The 23,480-nt window shown below is 37.9% G+C and carries 23 protein-coding genes and 1 riboswitch; of the genes, 7 read left to right on the top strand and 16 right to left on the bottom strand.

The features are described from left to right. The first annotated feature begins 100 nt into the window (after nt 1-100). Entirely contained in the window at nt 101-964 is an 864-nt protein-coding gene (locus tag BMW38_RS07755; RefSeq protein ID WP_092707056.1) for a YbgF trimerization domain-containing protein, read from the top strand. Between the two features lie 58 nt (nt 965-1,022). Here BMW38_RS07755 and lpxA read toward each other — a convergent pair whose 3' ends face one another. From lpxA to rimO, 12 genes are all read right to left on the bottom strand, one after another. Beyond that, nucleotides 1,023-1,811 carry an acyl-ACP--UDP-N-acetylglucosamine O-acyltransferase gene (gene lpxA / locus BMW38_RS07750; RefSeq protein ID WP_003652175.1) on the bottom strand — a complete coding sequence of 263 codons (789 nt, stop codon included), beginning with the start codon at nt 1,809-1,811 and terminating at the stop codon, nt 1,023-1,025. Beyond that, a complete protein-coding gene (gene fabZ / locus BMW38_RS07745; protein WP_003652176.1) occupies nt 1,808-2,293 on the bottom strand; it encodes a 3-hydroxyacyl-ACP dehydratase FabZ in 486 nt (161 codons plus the stop codon). The genes lpxA and fabZ overlap by 4 nt, the downstream gene beginning before the upstream one ends. A 6-nt stretch (nt 2,294-2,299) precedes the next feature. Next, nucleotides 2,300-3,370 carry a UDP-3-O-(3-hydroxymyristoyl)glucosamine N-acyltransferase gene (lpxD, locus tag BMW38_RS07740; protein WP_092707054.1) on the bottom strand — a complete coding sequence of 357 codons (1,071 nt, stop codon included), beginning with the start codon at nt 3,368-3,370 and terminating at the stop codon, nt 2,300-2,302. Between the two features lie 4 nt (nt 3,371-3,374). Next, nucleotides 3,375-3,875, bottom strand: coding sequence for an OmpH family outer membrane protein (locus BMW38_RS07735; RefSeq protein WP_042894155.1), 501 nt, complete (start codon nt 3,873-3,875; stop codon nt 3,375-3,377). A gap of 40 nt (nt 3,876-3,915) precedes the next feature. Continuing rightward, nucleotides 3,916-6,492 carry an outer membrane protein assembly factor BamA gene (bamA, locus tag BMW38_RS07730; RefSeq protein ID WP_213031123.1) on the bottom strand — a complete coding sequence of 859 codons (2,577 nt, stop codon included), beginning with the start codon at nt 6,490-6,492 and terminating at the stop codon, nt 3,916-3,918. After that, nucleotides 6,473-7,828 carry an RIP metalloprotease RseP gene (rseP, locus tag BMW38_RS07725; RefSeq protein ID WP_092707052.1) on the bottom strand — a complete coding sequence of 452 codons (1,356 nt, stop codon included), beginning with the start codon at nt 7,826-7,828 and terminating at the stop codon, nt 6,473-6,475. The genes bamA and rseP overlap by 20 nt, the downstream gene beginning before the upstream one ends. Nucleotide 7,829: 1 nt before the next feature. After that, nucleotides 7,830-9,026: a 1-deoxy-D-xylulose-5-phosphate reductoisomerase gene (gene ispC, locus BMW38_RS07720; RefSeq protein WP_092707050.1), complete on the bottom strand. Its 1,197-nt coding sequence runs from the start codon at nt 9,024-9,026 to the stop codon at nt 7,830-7,832. Continuing rightward, entirely contained in the window at nt 9,027-9,851 is an 825-nt protein-coding gene (locus tag BMW38_RS07715; RefSeq protein WP_005039985.1) for a phosphatidate cytidylyltransferase, read from the bottom strand. After that, nucleotides 9,851-10,603 carry a polyprenyl diphosphate synthase gene (gene uppS, locus BMW38_RS07710; protein WP_092707048.1) on the bottom strand — a complete coding sequence of 251 codons (753 nt, stop codon included), beginning with the start codon at nt 10,601-10,603 and terminating at the stop codon, nt 9,851-9,853. The genes BMW38_RS07715 and uppS overlap by 1 nt, the downstream gene beginning before the upstream one ends. A gap of 5 nt (nt 10,604-10,608) precedes the next feature. Next, nucleotides 10,609-11,163 (bottom strand): ribosome recycling factor, encoded by a 555-nt coding sequence (gene frr / locus BMW38_RS07705; RefSeq protein WP_003652184.1) that lies wholly within the window; start codon nt 11,161-11,163, stop codon nt 10,609-10,611. Nucleotides 11,164-11,248: 85 nt separating this feature from the next. Continuing rightward, nucleotides 11,249-11,977 (bottom strand): UMP kinase, encoded by a 729-nt coding sequence (pyrH, locus tag BMW38_RS07700; protein WP_003652185.1) that lies wholly within the window; start codon nt 11,975-11,977, stop codon nt 11,249-11,251. 49 nt (nt 11,978-12,026) lie between these two features. Beyond that, complete coding sequence (gene rimO, locus BMW38_RS07695; protein ID WP_092707046.1) at nt 12,027-13,370, bottom strand: 30S ribosomal protein S12 methylthiotransferase RimO; 1,344 nt, start codon at nt 13,368-13,370, stop codon at nt 12,027-12,029. Nucleotides 13,371-13,712: 342 nt separating this feature from the next. On the opposite strand from rimO, the gene glnL reads away from it, so the two are divergent. The 5 genes from glnL (at nt 13,713) to BMW38_RS07665 (ending at nt 18,963) form a co-directional block, all read left to right on the top strand. Further along, entirely contained in the window at nt 13,713-14,822 is a 1,110-nt protein-coding gene (glnL, locus tag BMW38_RS07685; protein ID WP_092707044.1) for a nitrogen regulation protein NR(II), read from the top strand. Then, on the top strand, nt 14,809-16,302 hold the full coding sequence (gene glnG / locus BMW38_RS07680) for a nitrogen regulation protein NR(I) (RefSeq protein ID WP_017392217.1): 1,494 nt from the start codon (nt 14,809-14,811) through the stop codon (nt 16,300-16,302). The genes glnL and glnG overlap by 14 nt, the downstream gene beginning before the upstream one ends. A 254-nt stretch (nt 16,303-16,556) precedes the next feature. Continuing rightward, the gene (locus BMW38_RS07675; protein WP_017392216.1) at nt 16,557-17,210 is read left to right on the top strand and encodes a TetR/AcrR family transcriptional regulator; all 654 of its coding nucleotides are present in this window, start codon (nt 16,557-16,559) and stop codon (nt 17,208-17,210) included. A gap of 112 nt (nt 17,211-17,322) precedes the next feature. Continuing rightward, complete coding sequence (gene argF, locus BMW38_RS07670; protein ID WP_004643115.1) at nt 17,323-18,237, top strand: ornithine carbamoyltransferase; 915 nt, start codon at nt 17,323-17,325, stop codon at nt 18,235-18,237. 201 nt (nt 18,238-18,438) lie between these two features. After that, nucleotides 18,439-18,963, top strand: coding sequence for a protein tyrosine phosphatase family protein (locus BMW38_RS07665; RefSeq protein WP_092707042.1), 525 nt, complete (start codon nt 18,439-18,441; stop codon nt 18,961-18,963). Here the strand turns inward: BMW38_RS07665 and ispF are convergent. Then, a complete protein-coding gene (ispF, locus tag BMW38_RS07660) occupies nt 18,951-19,442 on the bottom strand; it encodes a 2-C-methyl-D-erythritol 2,4-cyclodiphosphate synthase (RefSeq protein WP_092707170.1) in 492 nt (163 codons plus the stop codon). The genes BMW38_RS07665 and ispF overlap by 13 nt on opposite strands. A gap of 99 nt (nt 19,443-19,541) precedes the next feature. Here ispF and BMW38_RS07655 point away from each other — a divergent pair, with 99 nt between their 5' ends. Further along, nucleotides 19,542-20,186, top strand: a complete 645-nt coding sequence (locus BMW38_RS07655; RefSeq protein ID WP_213031122.1) for an A1S_1983 family putative colistin resistance protein — start codon at nt 19,542-19,544, stop codon at nt 20,184-20,186. A gap of 44 nt (nt 20,187-20,230) precedes the next feature. Here BMW38_RS07655 and BMW38_RS07650 read toward each other — a convergent pair whose 3' ends face one another. From BMW38_RS07650 to BMW38_RS07640, 3 genes are all read right to left on the bottom strand, one after another. Further along, nucleotides 20,231-21,475 carry a D-amino acid dehydrogenase gene (locus BMW38_RS07650; RefSeq protein ID WP_092707040.1) on the bottom strand — a complete coding sequence of 415 codons (1,245 nt, stop codon included), beginning with the start codon at nt 21,473-21,475 and terminating at the stop codon, nt 20,231-20,233. Nucleotides 21,476-21,650: 175 nt separating this feature from the next. Continuing rightward, a riboswitch (glycine riboswitch) is annotated at nt 21,651-21,738 on the bottom strand. Nucleotides 21,739-21,888: 150 nt separating this feature from the next. Continuing rightward, a complete protein-coding gene (locus BMW38_RS07645) occupies nt 21,889-22,380 on the bottom strand; it encodes a hypothetical protein (RefSeq protein WP_092707038.1) in 492 nt (163 codons plus the stop codon). Between the two features lie 327 nt (nt 22,381-22,707). After that, complete coding sequence (locus BMW38_RS07640) at nt 22,708-23,259, bottom strand: cysteine hydrolase family protein (RefSeq protein ID WP_092707036.1); 552 nt, start codon at nt 23,257-23,259, stop codon at nt 22,708-22,710. Nucleotides 23,260-23,480: the final 221 nt, after the last annotated feature.

The raw sequence follows: 23,480 nt of genomic DNA, 5'->3' as shown, positions 1-23,480 counted from the left end.
ATTGCATTAACCAATTAAAACCTTAGTTAGATAGTTAAGTGAATAGTTTATATATTCCTTTCTCAAGTTGGCTTTTACATAAAATTATGGACCTATACTCATGCGATTGATGAAGCATTCTTTATTATTTATTGCCTTAATGAGCACTACCTCTCTCTATGCCAACATTCCAATTGAGTCTCGCGGTTTAAGCCAAAGCGGTGGCAGTCCAACTAACACGTCTTCTAATAATGTTTCGGTACCTAGTAATTTAAACTGGGAATTAATGCAAAAAAACCAACAATTAGAGAATGATATACGTAGCTTACGTGGGCAATTAGAAGAGCAATCAAACGATATTGAACAATTGAAAAAAGATTTATCTAATCGTTATACTGACCTAGATCAACGCTTAGAGCTACTTAATCAGAAAGTTGATCCGGAAAGTGCGTCCTCAGATAATCCTGCAAACAGTGATACTCCAGCTTCAGCAAGCACAGAAACCTCCACAGTAGATAATAAAGTAGTAAATGCCACTCCTACAAGCAGCTCTTCTACCACGCCTCCACCACAACCAGAAGCGTCTCAACCACCAGCACAAAATCAATCAAACCCAGTAGAGCTTGAAAAGGCAGCTTACACTGTAGCTTTAGACGCCTATAAGCAAGGTGGCGCAAAAAAAGCCATCGCTCCAATGCAAAACTTTATTAAAAATCATCCAAATAGTGTTTATACGGGAAATGCTTACTTTTGGTTAGCTGAATTTAATTTAGCAACTGATCCGGTAAACTACAATGAGGCAAAAAAGAACTACAATGTAGTAGCAACTCGATATCCAAATTCGAGTAAAGCTCCTCGTGCCCTGTATCAACTCTATAGCATTGTTAAAGATGTCGATAAAAATCCAGCCTCAGCAAACCAATATAAAACTAAAATTCTAAATCAGTATCCAAAATCTGAAGAAGCCAAATTTTTTAATAAATAATAATTTTAAGCAAAAAAAAGACACTGCATATTGCAGTGTCTTTTTTTAATATATTGTCTTAGCGCACAATGCCACGTTCTGACTGTTCAACAGAGTCAATTAATAATTGAGCTTCAGGAACATTCGGAAGAATATCATTTTTAATCTGCTCAACAGCTTGAACAGAGGTAAGGCCTGATTTAAAAATTAACTTATAAGCCTCTCTGAGACCTTGAATTGTATTTTTAGACCAACCCTTTCTACGCATTCCTTCGATATTAATACCAAATGCATGGGCTGGATTACCAGAAGCCATAACGTAAGCTGGTACATCCTTTAAAATTAGTGATGCTCCACCCACCATACTGTAAGAATCGATTTTACAGAATTGATGAATGCCAGAATTACCACCAATAATGATGTGATCACCTATATGTACGTGTCCGGCAACACCGACATTATTCGCGAAAATATTATGATCACCAACAATACAATCATGTGCAATATGCGTATTAACCATCAATAGGTTATGACTTCCTATTTTAGTTAAAGCATTATCTTGCACAGTTCCTCTATGTAAACTGCAATGCTCACGAATTAAATTATGATCACCAATCTCTAACCAAGTTTCTTCACCTTGATATTTCAAGTCTTGGCAAACTTCACCAACACTTGCGAACTGGAAAATCTCATTATTTTGACCAATTTTGGTAAAACCACCCACTACTACATGTGAATGTAGCTTAGTACCCGCACCAATCGTCACATTTGGACCGATAACGCAATAAGGTCCTATCTGGACATCTGGAGCAATCACTGCAGATGGATCAATAATGGCCGTAGAATGAATTAAGTCGTGATTGCTCATGCCTGCTCTGTTTTTTGGTGTGAAATCATAATTTCAGCGGTTGTTGCTACAATACCGTCAACGGTAGCCGTACAGTTATATTTGTAGATACCGCGTTTTTGCATTACTAATTCAGATTTTAATACAAGTTGGTCACCGGCAACTACTTGTTTTTTAAATCTAACTCTTTCCGCACCAGCAAAGAGGAATAAAGAACCAGGTTTTGGCGTTTCATTGTTCATGATAAACCCTAGAACGCCTGAAACTTGAGCTAATGCTTCTACAATTAGAACACCAGGCATAATTGGATATTCTGGGAAATGTCCCTGTAGGAACTCTTCATTGATAGACACATTTTTATAGCCAACAATACTATTGTCAGTAACTTCAGTCACACGATCAACCAATAAGAATGGGTAACGATGCGGCAAATATTGACGAATCGTTTGAATCTGCATTGGTAATTCAGGGATGGCAAATTTAGGTGTAGTTGACTCGGTCATAATATTCTATTTACGCAAATTAAAGGTTGATTCAAGAGACTCTATTTGAGCTTGTATATGATCAAGTCGTTTAGTGATTTGGGTCAATGGCACATCTGCTAATTGTCGCAAGCGTACAATTGTCTTTTTCCAATGACTATTTTCAAACAATCCAATTCCTGAAGAGTAAGTTCCAGCTTCAGAAATATTTTTTGTGACCATTGACATTCCTGTCAAAGTCACATTATCGGTAATAGAAAGGTGCCCTGATACACCGCAAGCCCCTGCTAGAATACAGTTTTTGCCAATTTTAACACTACCAGCAATTCCGCATTTAGCAGCGATAGCTGTATTTGAACCAATATGAACGTTATGCGCGATTTGCACAAGGTTATCAATAATTACCCCATCTTCCAAAATTGTGTTGTCGAGTGCGCCTCGATCAATACTACAATTTGAACCAATGCGAACATCGTTACCAATAATAACTGAACCCAATTGAGCAATGCGATGCCACTTCCCTTGATATGGCGCAAAGCCAAAGCCTTCACTACCAATTACAGTACTTGCGTGAACTCGCACACGATCAGATAATTTAGATTCACCAGTAATGGTGACATGAGCATCAATGAAACAATCTTTTCCAATTTCCACATTATCATCCAGTCGAGTATGAGACTGAATAATCGTATTATCGCCTACCACACAATTTTCGCCAATGACGACGTAATGACCAATATATGCTGTTTCGGAAATGATCGCAGAAGGATGAATTTGAGCTGTACTTTCTATACCTACCGATGTGATTTTTTTATCAAAAACATGAGTAAGTATGGCAAAAGCTAAATAGGGATTATCAACAATAATAAAATTTTGTTTGTCAGTAAGCTGTTCTTTAATAAGGCTTGTAACAATGTACGCACCCGCACGGCTAGCCTTTGCTTGATCAATATACTTTTCGCCATTCACGAAAGCAATTTGATGAATTTCAGCATTTTCTAAACTTGCTAAGTTTATAAAATGAAGACTACCCGTACCTACTAGCTCACCATTTACGAGGTGAGCTAGTTCATCTAAACGATAATGTTGCACTTTCATTAATTTATTTCATTGAATTAACCTTTTGTATCATTTTATCAGTTAAATCATATTTAGCGTCATAGGCAACGGTTGAATTTTTATTCAAAATGAAGTCAAGATTATTTTCTTTTCGTAATTGTTCAGCTGCTTGCTTCACACGACTCTCAAAAGTTGAGTTCATTCCTTGCAAACTAGTCTGAACTTTAGACTGCAAACCTTGTTGAGTCGAATTAAATTCGTTAAGTTTTGTCTGATATTGCGCTTGGAGCTTTTTAATATCATCTTCTTTCATCTTTTGCCCTTGAGTTTGGGCTTGACGCTGAAGGCCTTCTAATTCTTTACCCAATTGCTCAAGACGAGTTGTTGTAGGCTTAACTGATTGATTTAAACTTGCGTTTTGTTGTTTCAAATAAGCACTGCTTTCAACAACTTTAGCAAGATCAATAACACCATAACCCGCAGCGTTAGTCATAGCAGAAACTGTCAGACCTAGTCCTAACATTAATATATTTAATTTTTTCATTTAAGTTTGTGTCCTTATTTCATGTTTAGTCAAGTCGTACTTAGAAAGTACGACCGATTTCAAACTGGATCTCTTTAGTTTCATCACCAGGCTTATCATTTAGAGGGAATGCATAGCTAAGAGATAATGGTCCGATCATGGTGATCCATGTAAAGCCAACACCTACGCTATAACGCATATTGCCTAAATCGAAACCGTAGTTATCTTCACAGTATTTTTTAGCATCTGCTATTTGCTGACCATTCATAATCATAGAATAAGAACCAACGTCGCACTTAGTATCAAATACTTGACCACCTTCAGCAAAAATGACTGGTCTCACTTGACGAGTCCAGTCGCCTTTGAAAGGTAATGGTAAAGCTAACTCAGTACCAAATTGTACTAAAGCATTACCCCCCACTTCTTCTGGAGAACCGTCATTTTGATTGGTTTCTTGTAAATTTACACTTGCATACTTAGGACCCAAGGTACTGTTATCATAACCACGAACAGAACCATAACCACCTGCATAGAAGTTTTTATAGAATGGTAAATCATTACCATAGCCAAGTTTACCGTAACCACGTAATACGAAACCAGTATTACTAATTGGCCAGAATGCTTGTGCATCATAAGTTGCTTTTTGATAGTCAACATCACTACCTGGCAAACCAATTTCAAGACCTACACGATGCGACATCCCTGATGTTGGGAAAATTGGACGGTTTAATGTATTATATGACCAGCCTAGATTTAAGTTGTAAGTAAAGAACTCACCCTCAAAGGCATTATCATAACTAATCGGCGTTACCTTACACTTAATTTCGATAACATTACCCTGATCATCTTTTACTGGCTCTTGTTGATCTAATGGACAATAAGTATCTTTACCAGTTGCCTTACCACCATTTGCCAATAAGTAGTCACGTACATACGTAGATACATATGCACCAGTAGTTACCTTAGTATTATCAATACCTAATGATGCACTTAAACTTTGATTTTCATCAATTGGATAGCCAAAACTTAAACTACCACCGAAACTATCGGTAACATAGTTATTAACGTTATAGTCATCATTTAGTTTTGTTTTACGATAGTAAACGTTATAACCGCGGCTTACCCCATCAATTGTAAAGTAAGGATCAGTAACGCTTAAGTTGTAGTAATCTTGAGTTTCTGAACGAGATAAATCGATCGCAACACGGTTACCCGTTCCCATAAAGTTAGTTTGACTCAGACCTGCTTGGAATGTGATACCACCACTTTGTGAGTAACCCACAGCTAATGTTGTAGTTCCCGAATGTTGTTCTTCAACATTTACGTTTAAATCCACCTGATCTGGTGAGTTTGGAATACGAGCCGGTTTAATATCAACAGTCTTGAAAAACCCTGTACGCTCTAAACGAACCTTAGACAAATCAATTTTTTCATTACTGGCTAAAGCGCCTTCCATTTGACGCATTTCACGACGTAATACTTCATCGGCAGTTTTACTGTTACCTGTAAAGTTAATACGACGTACAGTAACTTGCTGACCTGGGTTTACATAGTAATTTAAGTCAACAACACCTGTTTCATTATTAATTTGCGGAACAATATTCACATCTGCAAAGTAATAACCAGCATTACCGTATTTACGCAATAATAATTGCTTAACAGCATTCACTTTTTCTTGTGAATAAGTATCGCCATCTTTATAGATTTTTAAAGCTTGTAATTCTTCAGGTTTATAAAGTGCATCACCTAAAAACTTGGTTTGACCAAATTTAAACTGACTGCCTTCCTCTACAGCAACTTCAATAAAGATGTTCTTTTTATCTTCACTAATATTAAGCTGTGAGTTATTGATATGGAAATTGATATAACCTTTATTGAGATACATCGCACGCAAAGCTTCAAGGCTCGCTGCCATTTTCTCTCTAGCATAGCGGTCATTACGCGTTACAACAGAAGCCCAACCACTTTCTTTAACTGCAAAGGCTTGTTTAATTTCGCTGTCTTTAAAAACAGTATTACCAATAATATTGATATTAAAAACTTTAGCGGCTGTACCTTCATTAAAATTTAATTTAAGTTCAACACGGTTATTTGGACGAGCGATCGTATCAACGGTTACATCAGCATCGTAACGACCCTGCTGGGTATATTGCTGCTCTAATTCAGTTTCAATTGTTTGCAAAGCCGATTTTTTGAAAACTTCGCCTTCAGCAATTCCCATTTTTTTGAGGCCTTGTTCCAATGCCTCTTTAGGAATAAGTTTATTACCCTTAAATTCAAGCTTTGAAATAATTGGGCGCTCTACGACATTAAAAACTAAAGTATCGTTATCTCTTGATGCTTTAATATCGTCAAAAAGTCCAGTGGCATACAATGTTCGAATTGCTTCTGCGATCATCGGTTCATTAACGCGATCGCCACTGTTGATTGGCAACATAGTATAAACATTTGCAGGAGTAAGACGGACCAACCCATCTACGCGAATATCTCGAACAACGAAATCATCAGCTGCATATGCTTGTTGTACCGCCGCCATAGCGCTAACAAGTGCCAAAGGCATTAAAAAATGTGTGTGCCGCATGCCAGTTTTTTCCAGTAAGTTATAAGTCCATATACGTTTACAAACGCATAAAATCATTAAATAAAGCCAAAAGCATCATACTACCGAGCAGTACCATACCAATTTTTAGACCAAACATTTGTATTTGTTCAGAAACAGGCTTCCCTCGAATAGCTTCAATAATGTAATAAACCAGATGTCCACCATCTAGCATTGGAATTGGTAATAAATTTAGAATTCCAAGACTTACGCTCATTAAAGCCATAAATGAGATAAAAGTCTGCCATCCCATTTCTGCACTTTGTCCCGCTACTTTCGCGATTGTAATTGGTCCAGAAAGATTCTCTAAACCAATTAAACCCTTAACCATTTTTACTATTGAACTCAATATCATGCTAGAGATCTGACCAGTTTTATCTAGTGACATCTCGAAAGCTTGTATTGGAGTATATTGAATTGTTTGCTTATATTCGTCAGGAATTGTAATTTTTCCTGCATCACTTTTCACGCCCAAAACACCGCTCACTTGCCCCATGTTATCCCGTTTTCCTTGAGGCATGACTTGCAAATGAACTAATTGACCATTACGCAAAACATCAATATTAAGTAATTTTTCTGGAGAATGTTGTACTACCTCTACAACATCAAACCAGTCTTTCATTGCTTGACCATTAATTGAAACAATACGATCACCTACTTTCATTCCTTGACGAATTGCAGCTCCATCTTGAGTCAACTCAGTCACAACAGCTGGAATAACAGGACGATATGGTAAAAAACCTAACACATCTAAAGCTGATTCATTCTGGTTTTTTAAGAAATCTTTAATCGGTAAAACAATATTTTTTTCAGTACCTGCACGGTCTACATCAATATTTACATTACCAGTTTCACCTACACGATCAATCAAGGCAAAATTAAGCTTTTCCCAAGTTTGCGTTTCTTTTCCATCAACCGCAATAATCTTGTCACCTACTTGCATTTGTGCAGTGGCTGCTGGTGAGTTTGGTATGACTTTACCAACTCTAGTGTTTAGTTGTTCTTGTGCTGGTAAAAATAAGATCCAGAAAAGTAAGACAGCAAAAATCAAGTTAATTAAAGGGCCAGCTGCAACAATTGCTATACGTTTCCATGGTTTTTGGCGGTTAAATGCATAAGGTAAATCCTGCTCTGCAACATTACCTTCACGCTCATCGAGCATTTTGACATAACCGCCCAATGGTAAAGCTGAAAGCTGGTATTTGATTCCAGATTTTTTTGATGTCCATTTGAGTAAGGTAGGTCCAAAACCAATGGAATATACTAAAACCTTAACACCTAGTTTTCGTGCCACCCAGTAATGGCCGAACTCATGGATTGCAATTAAAGGACCAAGTAAAAGAGCTGCTGCTGCAATCATAAATAATGCGCTCATTTCAGCCTCCTATACTTGATATATATTGCTGTGCTACGTGTCGTGCTATTTCATCTTTATCTAAAATGCACTCAATATTTTCAGCAACTGAATTTTCCAATTTTTGCAAAGTATGTTCTACCACTTGTGGAATATTTGTAAATCCAATTTGTTCCTTTAAAAATGCAGCAACAGCAACTTCATTTGCGGCATTTAAAATAGTAGGTGCCAAACCTCCCTCACGCATTGCTTGACGTGCCAAATCAAGTGCTGGGAATTTTTGAATATCTGGCGCTTGAAAATTAAGCTGAGAATACTCAAACAAATTTAAAGCAGGAACATTAGTCTGTAAACGCTCAGGCCATGCTAGAGCATGCGCAATTGGCGTACACATATCTGGATTACCCATTTGTGCTAATGTTGAACCATCAACATATTGCACCATAGAATGAATAATACTTTGTGGGTGAACAACAACTGTAACAAAATGTTCAGATATTGAAAACAAATGGCATGCCTCAATCAACTCTAACCCTTTATTCATAAGAGTAGCCGAGTCAACTGAGATTTTCTGCCCCATAGACCAATTAGGATGCTTACAGGCTTGCTGAGGAGTAACTTCTTTTAATTGCTCTAAAGAATGGTTTAAAAAAGGGCCGCCAGAGGCTGTCAATAAAATTCTAGATACGCCCTGCTGTGGCTGCCCATTTCTTTCGGCTTCTAAATAATTATGAGGTAATGACTGAAAAATAGCGTTGTGTTCAGAATCTACTGGCAATAACAAGGCCTGATGATCACGTGCTGCTTGCATCATGATTTCACCAGACATAACCAAAGCTTCTTTATTCGCTAATAATACCCGCTTGCCAGCTTTTACAGCAGCCAGAGTGGGCAACAAACCTGCGGCACCAACAATTGCAGCCATAACCACATCAACATCTGGATGAGAAGCAATACTTACCAGACCATCTTGACCAACCAGAATTTCAATATTTTGTAACTTATTATCTGCAAATAGAGCTGTTAATTCGGCAACTTTTTGCTCTGGAACAACCACAACCTTTGGTTGGAACTGTTTACAAATTTCAACCAACTCAGAAATTCGGCTATGAGCTGAAACTGCAAACACTGAATACTTATCAGGATGTTGATTTAAAATTTTTAAGGTACTTTGACCAATGGAACCGGTTACACCTAATATGCAAACAGATTGTGTCATCTATAAATCTACACCAATAAGTTTTAATATATACATTCCCGTTGCAAAGATCGGGGCTGCAGCAAGTAAAGAGTCAATACGATCTAAAACACCACCATGACCAGGTAGAACACGGCCAGAATCTTTAATACCGGCACGACGTTTAATCATTGATTCAAATAAGTCACCCAAAACTGAACCAAATACTGTAATTAATGACAATATAAGAAACAGAATTTGCTGAATTAAAGTTAAGTTTAGATAATGATATTGCACAACCAACATTATTACTACGGTCGTAATAACACCACCGTACAAACCTTCCACTGATTTGTTAGGGCTTACAGTCGGAGCTAGCTTTCTTTTTCCAAATTTGCGACCAACAAAGTAAGCACCACTATCTGCGCCCCATACGAGCAAGAACAGATACATTAACCACCATGGTGAACTTTGCCATACTACAAAAATTGACGTTACCGCAGCGCAGACTAAAATTATGCCAATCACATACAAAGTCGCGTTATACCAGCCATCAAATTCGGGAAATGACTTAACCCAATATACACTTACAATCCAAGTCAAAATTGAAGCAGACCACAAAAGTAATGCAATATCATGGAAAAATAGGGCAACACCTGAAACAAATGCAACAAGCAGACCGTAGCACCAAGCTTTGGGTTTAACAGCATTTGCAGTTTCGCGAGGCATTAATTTATACCATTCATACCCCGCAACCCCTGCTGCAACAATCATAAGAACCAACATTGGATAATGTGATTGCGTAGCAAACATACAGCCTAAAACAACTGCAACAAGTACCAATGCGGTAACAATCCGCTCTAACATTATAAATTCTCTATTTTCTCTTGCTGAATTTGTTCAGATGTTTTGCCAAAACGACGTTCACGCCCAGAAAAAACATTCAAGGCATGATCGAACTCTTTTACTGTAAATTCTGGCCATAAAGTATCCGTAAAATACAGTTCCGCATAAGCTGCTTGCCATAACAAGAAATTAGATATGCGATAATCTCCGCCTGTACGGATTAATAGGTCCACAGCCGGCAGATCGTTTAGACTGACATATTTTTCGAACAAATCAACATTTATTTGATCAGCACCAAATTCACCACGGGCAACTGCTTGAGCAACCTGTTTTGCTGCATTTGCAATGTCCCACATCCCACCATAGCTGATCGCAATAGTTAGAGTCATAGTGTCATGGTGTGCTGTCTGTTGCTCTGCATCTTCCATTAAGGCAACTAAGTGTGAAGATAATCGAGAACGATCACCGATAAAACGTAAAGCAATATTAAATTTCTTCATGCGAGGTATTTGCTCATGAATACTTTCTTCCAGAAGCTTCATAAGCAGATCGACTTCATACTGCGGTCGACTCCAATTTTCACTTGAAAATGCAAAAACAGTTAAAGCACGAATACCAGTTTTTTTACAATGTTCAACGATAGGATCGAGAACATTTTTACCCTCCCGATGCCCATCACCTTTTTGCATTTGATTTTTTTTTGCAAAGCGGTTGTTGCCATCCATAATGATGGCAACATGCTTGGGAAGATGATACTCTTCAGAATCGGTCATAAAAATTAGACCTTCATCAATTCTGCTTCTTTCGCTGCAAGACGTTTGTCTACTTCTGCAACATATTTGTCAGTAATTTTCTGAATATCATCACCTGCACGGCGTTCATCATCTTCAGAAATTTCTTTTTCTTTTAGCAATGCTTTGATATCACCCAATACATCACGGCGAATATTACGAATCGCAACTTTTGCATTTTCAGCTTCATTACGCGCAACTTTTTGCATATCACGACGCGTTTCTTCAGTTAATGCCGGTAAAGGTACACGAATTGCATCTGCTGTAATCGGGTTTAAACCAAGATCACTTTCACGGATTGCCTTATCAATAGCTGAAACCATTGTACGCTCAAATGGCTGAACAACAAGTGTACGTGAGTCTTCGATACCCACGTTTGCTACTTGATTTAAAGGCACATCAGAACCGTAGTAAGGAACCATCACACCATTTAAGATTGATGGGTGTGCACGGCCGGTACGAACTTTAGCAAACCCTAGTTCCAAAGACTCTAGAGTTTTTAACATACGCTGTTCGCTGTCTTTTTTCAGATCGTTAATCATATGATCTACCTTACTTATTTATTCAAAGATATATTTAACAAATTTAATTTAGCGCTAGTATAAAGAGCTTTAGGTAACACGTACATTATTTAGTAACGCGCGTCCCTTCTTTTTCACCCATTACTACTGACAATAACGCACCTGATTTATTCATATCAAAAACTTGTAATGGCACATTATGGTCTCGACATAAACAAATAGCAGTCAAATCCATAACACCAAGTTTTTCATCTAACACCTGATCAAAGGTTAAATGATCGTATTTAACAGCGTCTTCAAATTTACTTGGATCTTTATTATAAACGCCATCTACTTTAGTCGCTTTTAAAATCAAATTCGCTTCAATTTCAATTCCGCGTAAACATGCCGCTGTATCCGTTGTAAAGAATGGATTTCCTGTACCCGCAACGAAAACACAAACTTCACCTTGGCTCAAATGACGAATAGCATCACGACTTGAATAAGACTCTACTACCGTACCAATTGGCAATGCAGACATAAGACGAGTTCTGATATTACGACGAACTAGAGCATCACGCATAGCTAAGCCATTCATTACAGTTGCAAGCATACCCATTTGATCGCCTGTTACACGACCAACTAGGCCATCTTTTTGCAACTGACTACCACGGTACAAATTACCGCCACCCACAACGATACCCACTTGTACACCCAAGCCAACCAAGTGTGCAATTGAAAGAGACATATGATCTAAAACTTGAGCATCAATACCCATGTCTTTATTACCTGACAATGCCTCACCAGATAATTTTAATAGAATACGTGAATAACGAGGGCTAATTGTTTCCGCCATGACTTTGCTCCAAAACCTCTTAAACTGAATGCTCTTTAATATATTTCGATTAAACCGATTTAATTTTAATTAACTTTGCAAATAAATCGTATTCATCCGCATCGGTAATTTCGACTTCCAACATATCGCCCGGTTGAATAGTGTTCTTATCGATATCTTCTACAAACACATTACCGTCAATTTCCGGAGCATCAGCATAAGAACGTGCAACGGCAACAGGATATTCATCTTCTAAACTATCGACCAAAACAGTCATCGTTTGACCAATACGTTTTTGCAATCTAGCAGCAGAAATTTCTTGCTGGACTTGCATAAAGCGCTCGTAACGATCTTGTTTAATTTCTTCTGGTACATGATCTGGCAAATCATTTGCCGTTGCACCTTCTACTGGCGAATAGGTAAAACAACCCACACGATCAAGTTGAGCTTCAACTAACCAATCAAGCAACAGCTGGAAATCTTCTTCAGTTTCACCCGGGAAACCGACCACGAAAGTAGAGCGGATCACAAGATCAGGACATTTTTCACGCCACAACTTAATTTTTTCTAGTGTATTTTCACTGTGAGCCGGACGCTTCATTAATTTAAGAATACGTGGGCTTGCGTGTTGGAATGGAATATCTAGATATGGCAGGATTTTACCTTGTGCCATTAAATCAATTACCGCATCCACATGTGGATATGGATAAACATAGTGTAAACGCACCCAGATGCCAAGTTGGCCTAGAGCTTCACACATGTCGAAGAATTTTGTCTTAACAGGCTGACCATTCCAGAAGTCAAGTTTGTACTTGGTGTCTACGCCATAAGCTGATGTATCTTGAGAAATAACCAAGATTTCTTTAACACCCGCTCTTTTAAGCGCAGCTGCTTCTTCTAATACACTACCGACTGGACGAGAAACCAAGTCACCACGCATACTTGGGATAATACAGAAGGTACAACGATGGTTACATCCTTCAGATATTTTTAAGTAAGCATAATGCTTTGGTGTTAAGCGAATTCCCTGTTCAGGAACCAAGTCAATAAACGGATTATGTTTAGGTGGTGCTGGTACATATTCATGTACAGCTTCCATCACATCTTGATAAGCTGCCGCACCAGTAACCTTTAAAACGTTTGGATGCATTTGACGAATTTTATCTTCGTCTTTACCTAAGCATCCAGTAACGATCACTCGACCATTTTCACTCATGGCCTCGCCAATTGCATCTAGCGACTCTTGTACCGCAGATTCAATAAAACCACAGGTATTAACAACTACTAAATCAGCACCATCATAATCTGATGCAACTTGATAACCTTCAGTCTTTAACTGAGTTAAAATTCGTTCAGAATCTACCAATGCCTTAGGACAACCTAAAGAAACAAAACCGACTTTGGGGGTCTTCATGAATCTGCGCTCCACTTGAATGCGCGTATTGTATGTCTTTTCTTGTCTCAAGCATAGGTGGAAAGCCTACTCTTTGTGTAATGCACCAAAATACAACCAACATTTGCACCAAAACTCACCTTTGCACCAATTTAGATCATGTTATTATCTAGACTTGAGCCATCCGCTTTGATCAAAAGATATAAAGAACGATTTCAGCGCGTTTTTAAGTACCTTAAAACTTTAAAATAACCCATAAACAAAGTTGGCGTATATTTTGCATCGTTCATGTTCTATAACGGTGAAAATCCGATAACCAATGAAGATGCCATTGCGCTATTTTAAGACAGGAACGATTCGCTAATGGATCAACACAACCCTATCGACTATCGCCTATTGGTAGACAATTTAACTACTGCGATTTTATTAATCGATAGTAACTTGAACATTTTTTATTTAAATTCAGCCTGTGAAGCACTATTTGACATTAGTTTGCTCCGTGCTTCAGGACAGCCCGTTTTAAACTTGCTTCATGCCCCTGACGATACTTTTAATACGCATGAAGCTTTATTGAACACCATAAAAACCGGACAACCCTATACGCGTCGAGAAGCTGTCATTAATGTCAACTTTAAAGACCTTCATGTGGATTACACAGTTTCTCAATTAAATGCAGGTAAAAGCTACCATCCATTACTGTTGATCGAACTTAACCCAATTGATCGCATGTTAAAGATTTCAAAAGAAGAAAATCTGGTTCAACAGCATCAAGTCGCTAGACAACTCGTGCGTGGTGTTGCACATGAAATTAAAAACCCACTTGCAGGTATTCGGGGAGCAACCCAGTTACTCGCTCGTAGTTTAAATGATAAGACTTATGCTGAATTCACCGATGTCATCATTAATGAAGTAGATCGTTTAACCAACTTGGCTGATACCATGTTAGGTTCTAGACAACTACCAAGCTATGAAAATGTTAACGTACACGAACCCTTAGAACGAGTACGCTCTCTTATTGCAAACCAGACAAAGAAGAAAATTAAAATTATACGTGATTATGATTTGTCATTACCCGATGTTAATGCCGATCGAGATCAGTTAATACAGGTCATGCTCAATATTAGTGTAAATGCAATTCAAGCCATTACAGAAAACAAAGCATTTTTTATAGAACAGGAACCGGAGTTAATTCTACGTACGCGAATACAGCGTCTTGTCACGATTAATGGTGTACTGAATCGATCCACCGTTCGGGTCGACATTGAAGATAATGGACCAGGCATTCCTGAAAATATTTTAGAGTCTGTGTTTTACCCGTTGGTTACCGGACGAGCAAAAGGTACTGGGCTTGGCCTGAGTATTGCACAGAATATTATGCATCAACATAACGGAATGATTGAATGCCAATCTGTTCCTGGAAAAACTATTTTTAGCTTATATTTACCTTGGGAGTCAGACCGTGTCGCGAAATAAAATATGGGTTATTGATGATGATCGCGCCATGCGATGGGTATTGGAAAAGACCTTTAAAGAAGAAGGTTTTGATGTTACCAATTTTGAAGAAGCTCAAACTGCGCTTGAACGTTTGCATCATGACGCTCCCGATGTCATTTTAACTGACATCCGCATGCCTGGGATTGATGGGTTAACTTTCTTATCTAAAGTCAAAAACACTCATCCAGATTTACCTGTCATTATTATGACTGCACACTCCGATTTAGAGTCTGCTGTTTCAAGCTATCAAACAGGTGCATTTGAATATTTACCAAAGCCATTTGATATTGATGAAGCTTTAGCCTTAGTCAATCGTGCAATCCTGCATATCAACAAGCTACAACAGCAAGAAGCGACAAAAACAGCTTTACCTGTTCAATCAACAGAAATTATTGGTGAATCTCCAGCAATGCAGGAGGTTTTCCGCGCCATCGGCCGTTTATCTCAATCTCATATTACCGTTCTAATTAATGGTGAATCAGGTACAGGTAAAGAATTAGTCGCGCATGCTTTACACAAGCACTCTCCACGCCGTGCTAAGCCTTTTATTGCTTTAAATATGGCTGCAATTCCAAAAGACTTGATTGAAACCGAGTTATTTGGTCATGAAAAAGGCGCTTTTACAGGAGCAAACACCCAGCATCAAGGCCGCTTTGAACAAGCAAATGGCGGAACACTATTCCTTGATGAAATTGGTGACATGCCATTTGAAACACAGACTCGACTGCTACGCGTACTCGCTGACGGTGAATTCTATCGTGTAGGTGGACATATCCCAGTTAAAGTTGATGTTCGAATCGTTGCGGCAACGCATCAAGATTTAGAAAAACTGGTAAATGAAGGTCGCTTCCGTGAAGACTTATATCATCGCTTAAATGTGATCCGCATTCACATTCCTAAACTTGCCCATCGCAGTGAAGATATACCAATGCTGGCTCAGCATTTTCTTGCACGTGCTGGTAAAGAACTTGGCGTGAGTCCAAAAATCTTACGTACCGAGACAACAGACTATATGCAACAGTTGCCATGGCCCGGCAATGTTCGACAACTTGAAAACACGTGTCGCTGGTTAACGGTAATGATCACCGGGCGTGAAGTGTATCCAGAAGATTTACCTTCTGAGCTTAAACAAGTTCCACTACAAAAAAATAGTGAATCAGGGCAACCTGCACCTTCATTTGACCGCATTTCACTACATCATTGGGATGAACTGTTAAACCAATGGGCAATTCAAAAGCTTAAGAATGGTGAAATGAAGATTTTGGATATCGCTACACCAATGTTTGAGCGTACCTTAATTAATGCAGCATTACTGCAAACTCGCGGGCGTAAACGCCACGCAGCAGAATTACTGGGTTGGGGCCGCAACACCCTAACTCGCAAGTTAAAAGAACTTGGAATGGATTCTGCTGACGATGATGAAGAAGATGAACATAAGGTTACCCAAACTGAAGCCTAAAAAGCTTATTACCTAAATTAAAAGCGGCTAAGGATGTCTTAGCCGCTTTATTTTTTTATTAAATTTAAAAATGAACATCAGGTTACATGATTAGAGCACCCTAAAAATAGATCTAACCAACTATTTTATATAAGTTAATTTTAAAGCTATTTTATTTACTGTTCAGCAGTTGATCTAAAAAAATAGTGATGACCATCCTTAAAGATAGTTTTGCTATACTAAATAAGCAAAGTTAGTCGTTGTTATGAAATTTTATGCATGATTCAGTCCTTGAGTCACATCATTCAGTATGTGAAAAACCTCAAACACGCCGCGGTATTGAACGTCGTTTAGCTCTTCTGTTAAGCGCGACCGAGCTGTTCTTGGAAAAAGGATATGATGCAGTTTCACTTGATGACATTGTTAATCATGCCGGTGGCTCTAAGGCTTCTATTTATAAATATTTTGGCAATAAAGAGGGACTTTTTGCCGCTATTTGTGATCATAAACGTGAAATGTTTTTTAAAGATGTATGTATTGCATTCCAACCAGAAAAAAGTACTTTAAGAGAATATCTTATTCAAACACTCAATCGTGTTTATGTTCACATTATTCAACCCGAACATGTTGCTTTTTTACGACTTATTATCGAACAGACCGAGTGTAATACTGTGCTCATACAATACCTATATGACAAATGGGTACACAATTTACAAAACACGCTTACCCAAGCATTAGAGTCTGCAGATAAATCAGGGGAAATTACATGCAATTCTCCCTATTATTCTTCACTCATGTATTTTGGGATTTTACGCGATATTGAATGGCGTATGATTATGGGTATGCCCGCTCTACCTGATGAGAAAGAAGCTATTGATTATATTGAATATTGCGTAGATATTTTCCTCAAGGGCCACCATAAAGTCTAATTCTTTTGCATTTTAAAATGCTTATAGTATAGTAGACTTCTTTTTTTCCACATCCACCCAGCCAACAACAGATAATTGTTGTATTTCCTAACAATTATTATGGAGTAGCTACATGGCTCTAAGACATTTCCTGACTTTACGTGATCTATCCACTCTAGAACTTAATCGCATTTTAGAACGCGCAAGCGAGCTTAAAAAAATGCAGCATGACAATCAGGTATTCCAACCTTTTGTTGGTAAAGTATTGGGAATGATTTTTGAGAAATCAAGCACGCGTACACGTATCTCTTTTGAAGCAGGCATTAATCAATTTGGTGGTAGTGCGATTTTTCTATCGCCTCGCGACACACAATTAGGTCGTGGTGAACCAATTGAAGACTCAGCACGTGTAATTTCAAGTATGCTTGATATTGTGATGATTCGTACTTTCGGTCATGACATTGTTGAACGTTTTGCATCGTATTCAAAAGTTCCTGTTATTAATGGTTTGACAGATGACCATCATCCTTGCCAGTTACTTGCAGATTTACAGACTTATAATGAACACCGCGGTAGCATTAAAGGCAAAACCGTTGCTTGGATTGGTGATGGCAATAATATGTGTAACTCATATATTGAAGCTGCACACATGATGGGCTTTAAACTCAAAATTGCATCGCCGAAAGGATATGAGCCTAAACCTGAATTTCTAGCAGAGTTTGGTCATTGTGTTGAAGTTTTTGACAATGCAGAAGACGCTGCTGTAAATGCTGATCTCATTGTGACAGATGTATGGGCAAGCATGGGACAAGAAGAAGAACAGAAGCTTCGTGAAAGAGCCTTTGCTGCTTTTCAGGTCAATGAAAAATTAATGGGACTTGCTCATCCTGACTGTTTGTTCATGCACTGTTTACCTGCCCATCGTGGTGAAGAAATTTCTGAAACCATGCTTGATCATAAAAATGCAGTGGTCTGGGATGAAGCTGAAAACCGTTTACATGCACAAAAAGCTTTGATGGAATTTTTATTAAATGAGCATCTAAAATAAGCTTAATTTCTTTCATTAAAAAAACAGCACTTTTATCGTGCTGTTTTTTTATTTTCTAAATTACTTCTTTTGTTTAGTATAATTTTTTAATATTCTTGTTTAGGCTGACGAATATATAAGCAAGCCGTATTTTATCTCTCATATATAATCGTGTATAACATTGAACACAATAAGCCAAACTCACTCTTGCTGAGTACGATCATGACCACTCTTGAACAATCATTAGCTCAAATCCCTACTTTTTCTGTTATTCATGAGCACTTATTTAGTTCAGCTCAACCCTCAATCGAACAACTGAAACTGATTAAAGAATATGGTTGTAGTACAGTCATTAATCTCGCTTTAAGTAACGCACCAAATCATATTGAAAATGAAGATCGCATTTGTTTAGACCTCGGTTTAAATTATATCCATATTCCAATTGACTGGGAGACTCCATCTGCTGAGCAATGTTTATTAGTACTCGATCTCATTAATCATTTAGTCCAGAATGAAATTGTCTGGATTCACTGTACTAAAAACGATCGTGCTAGTTGCCTTATGTATGTCTATAGACAGTTTTATATGAATATGGATATGCCCACTTCTCAAGATTTACTCCACGAAATTTGGGAACCTAATGAAACTTGGACAGGGCTTATTCATAGCATTACCTTACAGCTACAAGGCCGTAAGGCAACTCTAGAGCTTCAACAGTCTTTGCAACAGGCCGATCACTTAGTGTGATGAGAGACTAGAACAGTTGCTGTAGCTAAAATACCTTCTTGACGACCGGTAAACCCAAGTTTTTCGGTTGTCGTCGCTTTAATACTGATTTGATTAACATCTACAGTTAAAACATTAGCAATGCTTTGACGCATTTCCAAATTATGCTTAGCTAATTTGGGACGCTCACAAGCCACCGTAATATCAGCATTATTTAACTGATAACCGCGATCCAATATGAGTTGGTAAACATGCTTTAATAATACTCGGCTGTCTGCACCTTTGTATTCTGGGTCAGTGTCAGGAAAATGTTGTCCAATATCTCCAAGTGCCAAAGCACCCAACAAAGCATCACACAGAGCATGAAGAACCACATCGCCATCAGAGTGTGCTTTCAAGCCATGTGTATGTGGAATTTGAATGCCAGCCAATGTAACGAAGTCCCCCGCTTCAAAGGCGTGCACATCCATTCCTTGTCCAATGCGAATTTGAGCAACCATATAACTATTACCTTCCATAAAAACGTAAGAAATCTTGTATTCAGCCTTTCTGTTTCGCTATAGTACACCTAGCAAAGTAGACTGAAAGTATAAGCGATCATGCTGTCTAATACTGATATGAATCAATTGAAAAGATTAAGTTTTGCCGTGACACTGAGTTGTTTGTGTTCATCTCTTGTCTTTGCAGAATCAATAGACTGCCCCAATTCTGGAACTGAGCTTAAAATCTGCTCAAAAACATTTAGTGAATCGAAGAAACAACTCGATAATAAATATCTTTCCGCATATTTAGTTACTGATGCCCCCTTACAGCTTTTACAGGATACACAAAAGTTATGGTCTAAGCATACTCAGCAATGCAAGAGTAATACATGCGTTCAGCAACAGTTTGATTTACGTACTGATGACCTAAATTTTTATGCATCACTTAAGCAAACGCTTACCCAACATTATCTTAGGTTTGAAAATGGACGTATAGCTGCACAACCTGTTCACATTCAAGTCCATCAGCTTGCAAAGGATAAAATCAAGATTGAAGGAATCGCATACCGCAATCCAAATAACCGCAAAGAAACTCAAACGATTTCTTTGATGGCCTATAGTTCGCCTGAACAAAAAAGTGAAATTTTAGACAATGAGCACAACTGTAAATATCAGTTTAATTTTCAAAAAGCTTTACTTAGTGTGAAAACCCAACAAAAAGGCTGTGAGCGGTTTAGCGGAATCTACCGACTATATGATTAATACGTAAAATAAAAGCCAGTGTTTAAACACTGGCTTTTTACTTTCTAAACTGGATATTTTTGAGCAATATCCTGCCCCACTAAAACTGCTGTCGCCGCAGACAAAGTCCACCCTAAGTGCCCATGTCCGGTATTATAGAAAATACGCGGTTGTTTAGACTGCTTCACCACAGGCAGCATATTAGGCATCATAGGTCTTAAACCCGCCCAAGGCACAACATGCTCGGTTGAAATATCGAAATTACGGTTCACCCAATTTACCAATGGTTGAATACGGTCAGCCCGTATGTCGCGGTTGTAACCGTTAAATTCAGCAGTCCCTGCCACGCGCAACCGATCTTTACCTAAACGAGAAGTCACGATTTTGGCACTTTCATCTAGTAAACTTACCCATGGTGCATTCTTCACACTTTGCTCATCTTTTAATTGCACAGTAATTGAATAGCCTTTTACTGGATAAACATTTACTCGCTCACCAATCATATCGGCGAGTTGATAACTCCCTACACCCCCACAAACCACAAGCACATCACCTTCGATCTGGATGTTATCGGATTCAACAAGATAAGGGTGCTCTGCACTTGGTTGACAACTTACAATCACTTTGTCTGTATGACACTTAATATCCGTGACTTCCAGACCAAATTTATACTGAACACCATATTGCTTAGTTTTTTCAGCCAAAGAGGTTGAATATTTATGGATATCCCCCGTTGCATCACTTGGCGTGTAATAGCCACCAAAATATTCACCTGTTAACGATGGCTCTATCGTTTTCATTTCATCAGGTGAAACTGAATAGCGCTCCAATTTACCTTTATTCAAGACATCATTGACTTGTTTAGCGATCTCGTAATCGGCCTTACTATGATACATATGAAGAATGCCACGTTTCTCCAGATCAAACTGAAGTTGCTCTTTTTCTGCAACTTCAAACAAACGCTTACGGGCGAGTAATGCCAATCGAACCGTCTCGATCGTATTAGCTTCATAGTTTTTAATATGGGATAAGAACTCAACCAGCCAACTATACTTATGCAAACTAAATGAAGGATTCAGTAGTAACGGTGCATCTTTTTGTCTCATCCACTTAAAGCCCTTAACTACAGTAGCTTTTTGGTTCCATACTTCGGCGTTACAAGCCGATAATTGCCCTCCATTGGCAAATGATGTTTCCATTGCAGGATATAGATGTCGATCAATCACTGTGACTTGATAACCTAGTTGTGATAATTCATAGGCAGAGGTAACCCCTGTGATTCCCGCACCTATCACAATAACATGTGGCATAACAGACTCCTCAGAAATGCAAAACATTTCATCAGTACAGCCCATCTGTCATTGGTACCTGAGAGTTTCGACCCCAACGTTACCTTTTAACGTTTAGATCTTCCCCTTCGGTGAGTTTATAATTTATAAGTTATTATTTTCAATTCTTATAAATCTAAGCTTCTCTCCAGATTTTTTAATTATTACAGTCCTTCTGCCTGAGAGTTTCCGGGCTTGTTGCTCCTTCGGCGGGTTCTTTCGAACCTCTCTCCCGCAATAATTTTGTATTTATATAAGCAATGTATCTGCCACTTTAAAAAAAACGCATTCTTTTCTTGTAAACTTTTGTACCAACAATTATCAAGTTATAAATCATTAATTTAATTATAAAAATAAAAAAGGTGAATCTTTATGAATTCACCTTTTGTGTTTAATTAGAGTTTCCCGTTGAGCACCGGGTCTGAAACTGTACCCTTCCATTGCTCACGCAAGGTTGGTAAATAAAATTTCTCACCAATAGTGACCAATTCTGCATCAATCAATGCGTGAACTTCGTGCATAAAAATATAATCAAGTGCAACCAAAGAAAGTTCATGATTTTTTTGGGCAGTTTTTTTGCGTTTCGCTTGAGCTTGTTTCACTAACTCATTCGCAAAGTTTTTATCTTTATAAGCCGTAATTGCATTTAAACGTAGTTCAATAACACCCCATCCAGCTAATAGCTTTTTAAACACATCAAAATCTTCTGAAGTTGATTCCCATGTTACATTTTCTAGATCATTATCATCAGGTAAAACTGGCAATAACAGGTCACCTGTACTTGGGAAAATCTTTTTAAGATTTAACAGAAACTTAACAGGCTGATCACCGGGATAATCATTAAATTGCACATGTTGTTGGGTATCTGTTAAATAAATAGAGAGCATTCAAAAATCCTTAGCTAAGCTTCTGTTTTTAACTGCTTTATTTCAAATCTCGTAAAATAGATGCAAAACAAAAACAATATAAAAAACAGGACAAGGTGCGCATTTTAACAATTATGGCAGCTTATTCAACGCTAATTCGCCATTAATTAGTGAAACTTACACCCGCTTGACAAAAAGCCCTCCGAAAAGAGCTCCTTGTTGATGCAGATTCAATTCTTGCCATAGCTATAAACCCCACCAATAACTTGTCTTTAGCAGGACTTCTTATATCGTAATAGATACATAGCTAATAAGACTTTTTAATAAAGTTTTCACCCTAGTTCTAAACTAAACTGAAGAAATGAACTCTGCTGTAGTTTTTAACTGAGCAAAAGCATTGCTTAAAACTTGGTTATGATGATCAATGATTTGCGGAGCATTTAAAGCTGCCGAATCAGTTGTTGTATGTGCATCTGAGATTAGTGTCACTTTATATCCATACTCTGAAGCAGCCCTAACAGTAGTATCAATACAATATTCAGTTTTCATCCCAGTCATTATGATTTCACCAATATCAAGTTTCTCTAATACTTCTTTTAAAACAGTATTCTTAAAGCTGCTAGGGTACATTTTTTCAATGACTGTATCTTTATGTGGATTAAAAGGTAAATCTGTAATTAGTTGAGTGTTCGGGCCATTTGGATCTAATGGTGTGCCTTTCTCACCAACATGCCGAATAAAGATAACTGGTCTATCATTCAACCGGCAATATTCAATAAGGCTAAGAATATTTGAAATTACGAATTTGGCATTATGTGGCTTAGGGTCGCCATTAAATAAACCATTTTGCATATCAATGACGAGTAAAGCCGATTTTGAGTTACTACTGAGTTTTTTCATAATCTTTCTCTGTAAAACCAATAATGAACAGAGAAAAATTAACCCAGCCATTATTGGCTGGGTTTGGTTATCTTATTAAGTCACTTTAATAAAAAATCACACGCAGCCTTGCTTAAAGGTCGTGGTGGTTGTCGTGATTTTATTCAATAAACAGTTCATTTGTTTTAACTGCCCATAATTAAAGCGTGATTAACCATACCATAGCTTTTTCAAAAGAAACA

The sequence above is a fragment of the Acinetobacter sp. yr461 genome (assembly GCF_900110445.1).
Classification (GTDB): Bacteria; Pseudomonadota; Gammaproteobacteria; order Pseudomonadales; family Moraxellaceae; genus Acinetobacter; species Acinetobacter calcoaceticus.
This window is presented reverse-complemented; position numbering and strand designations above follow the sequence as displayed.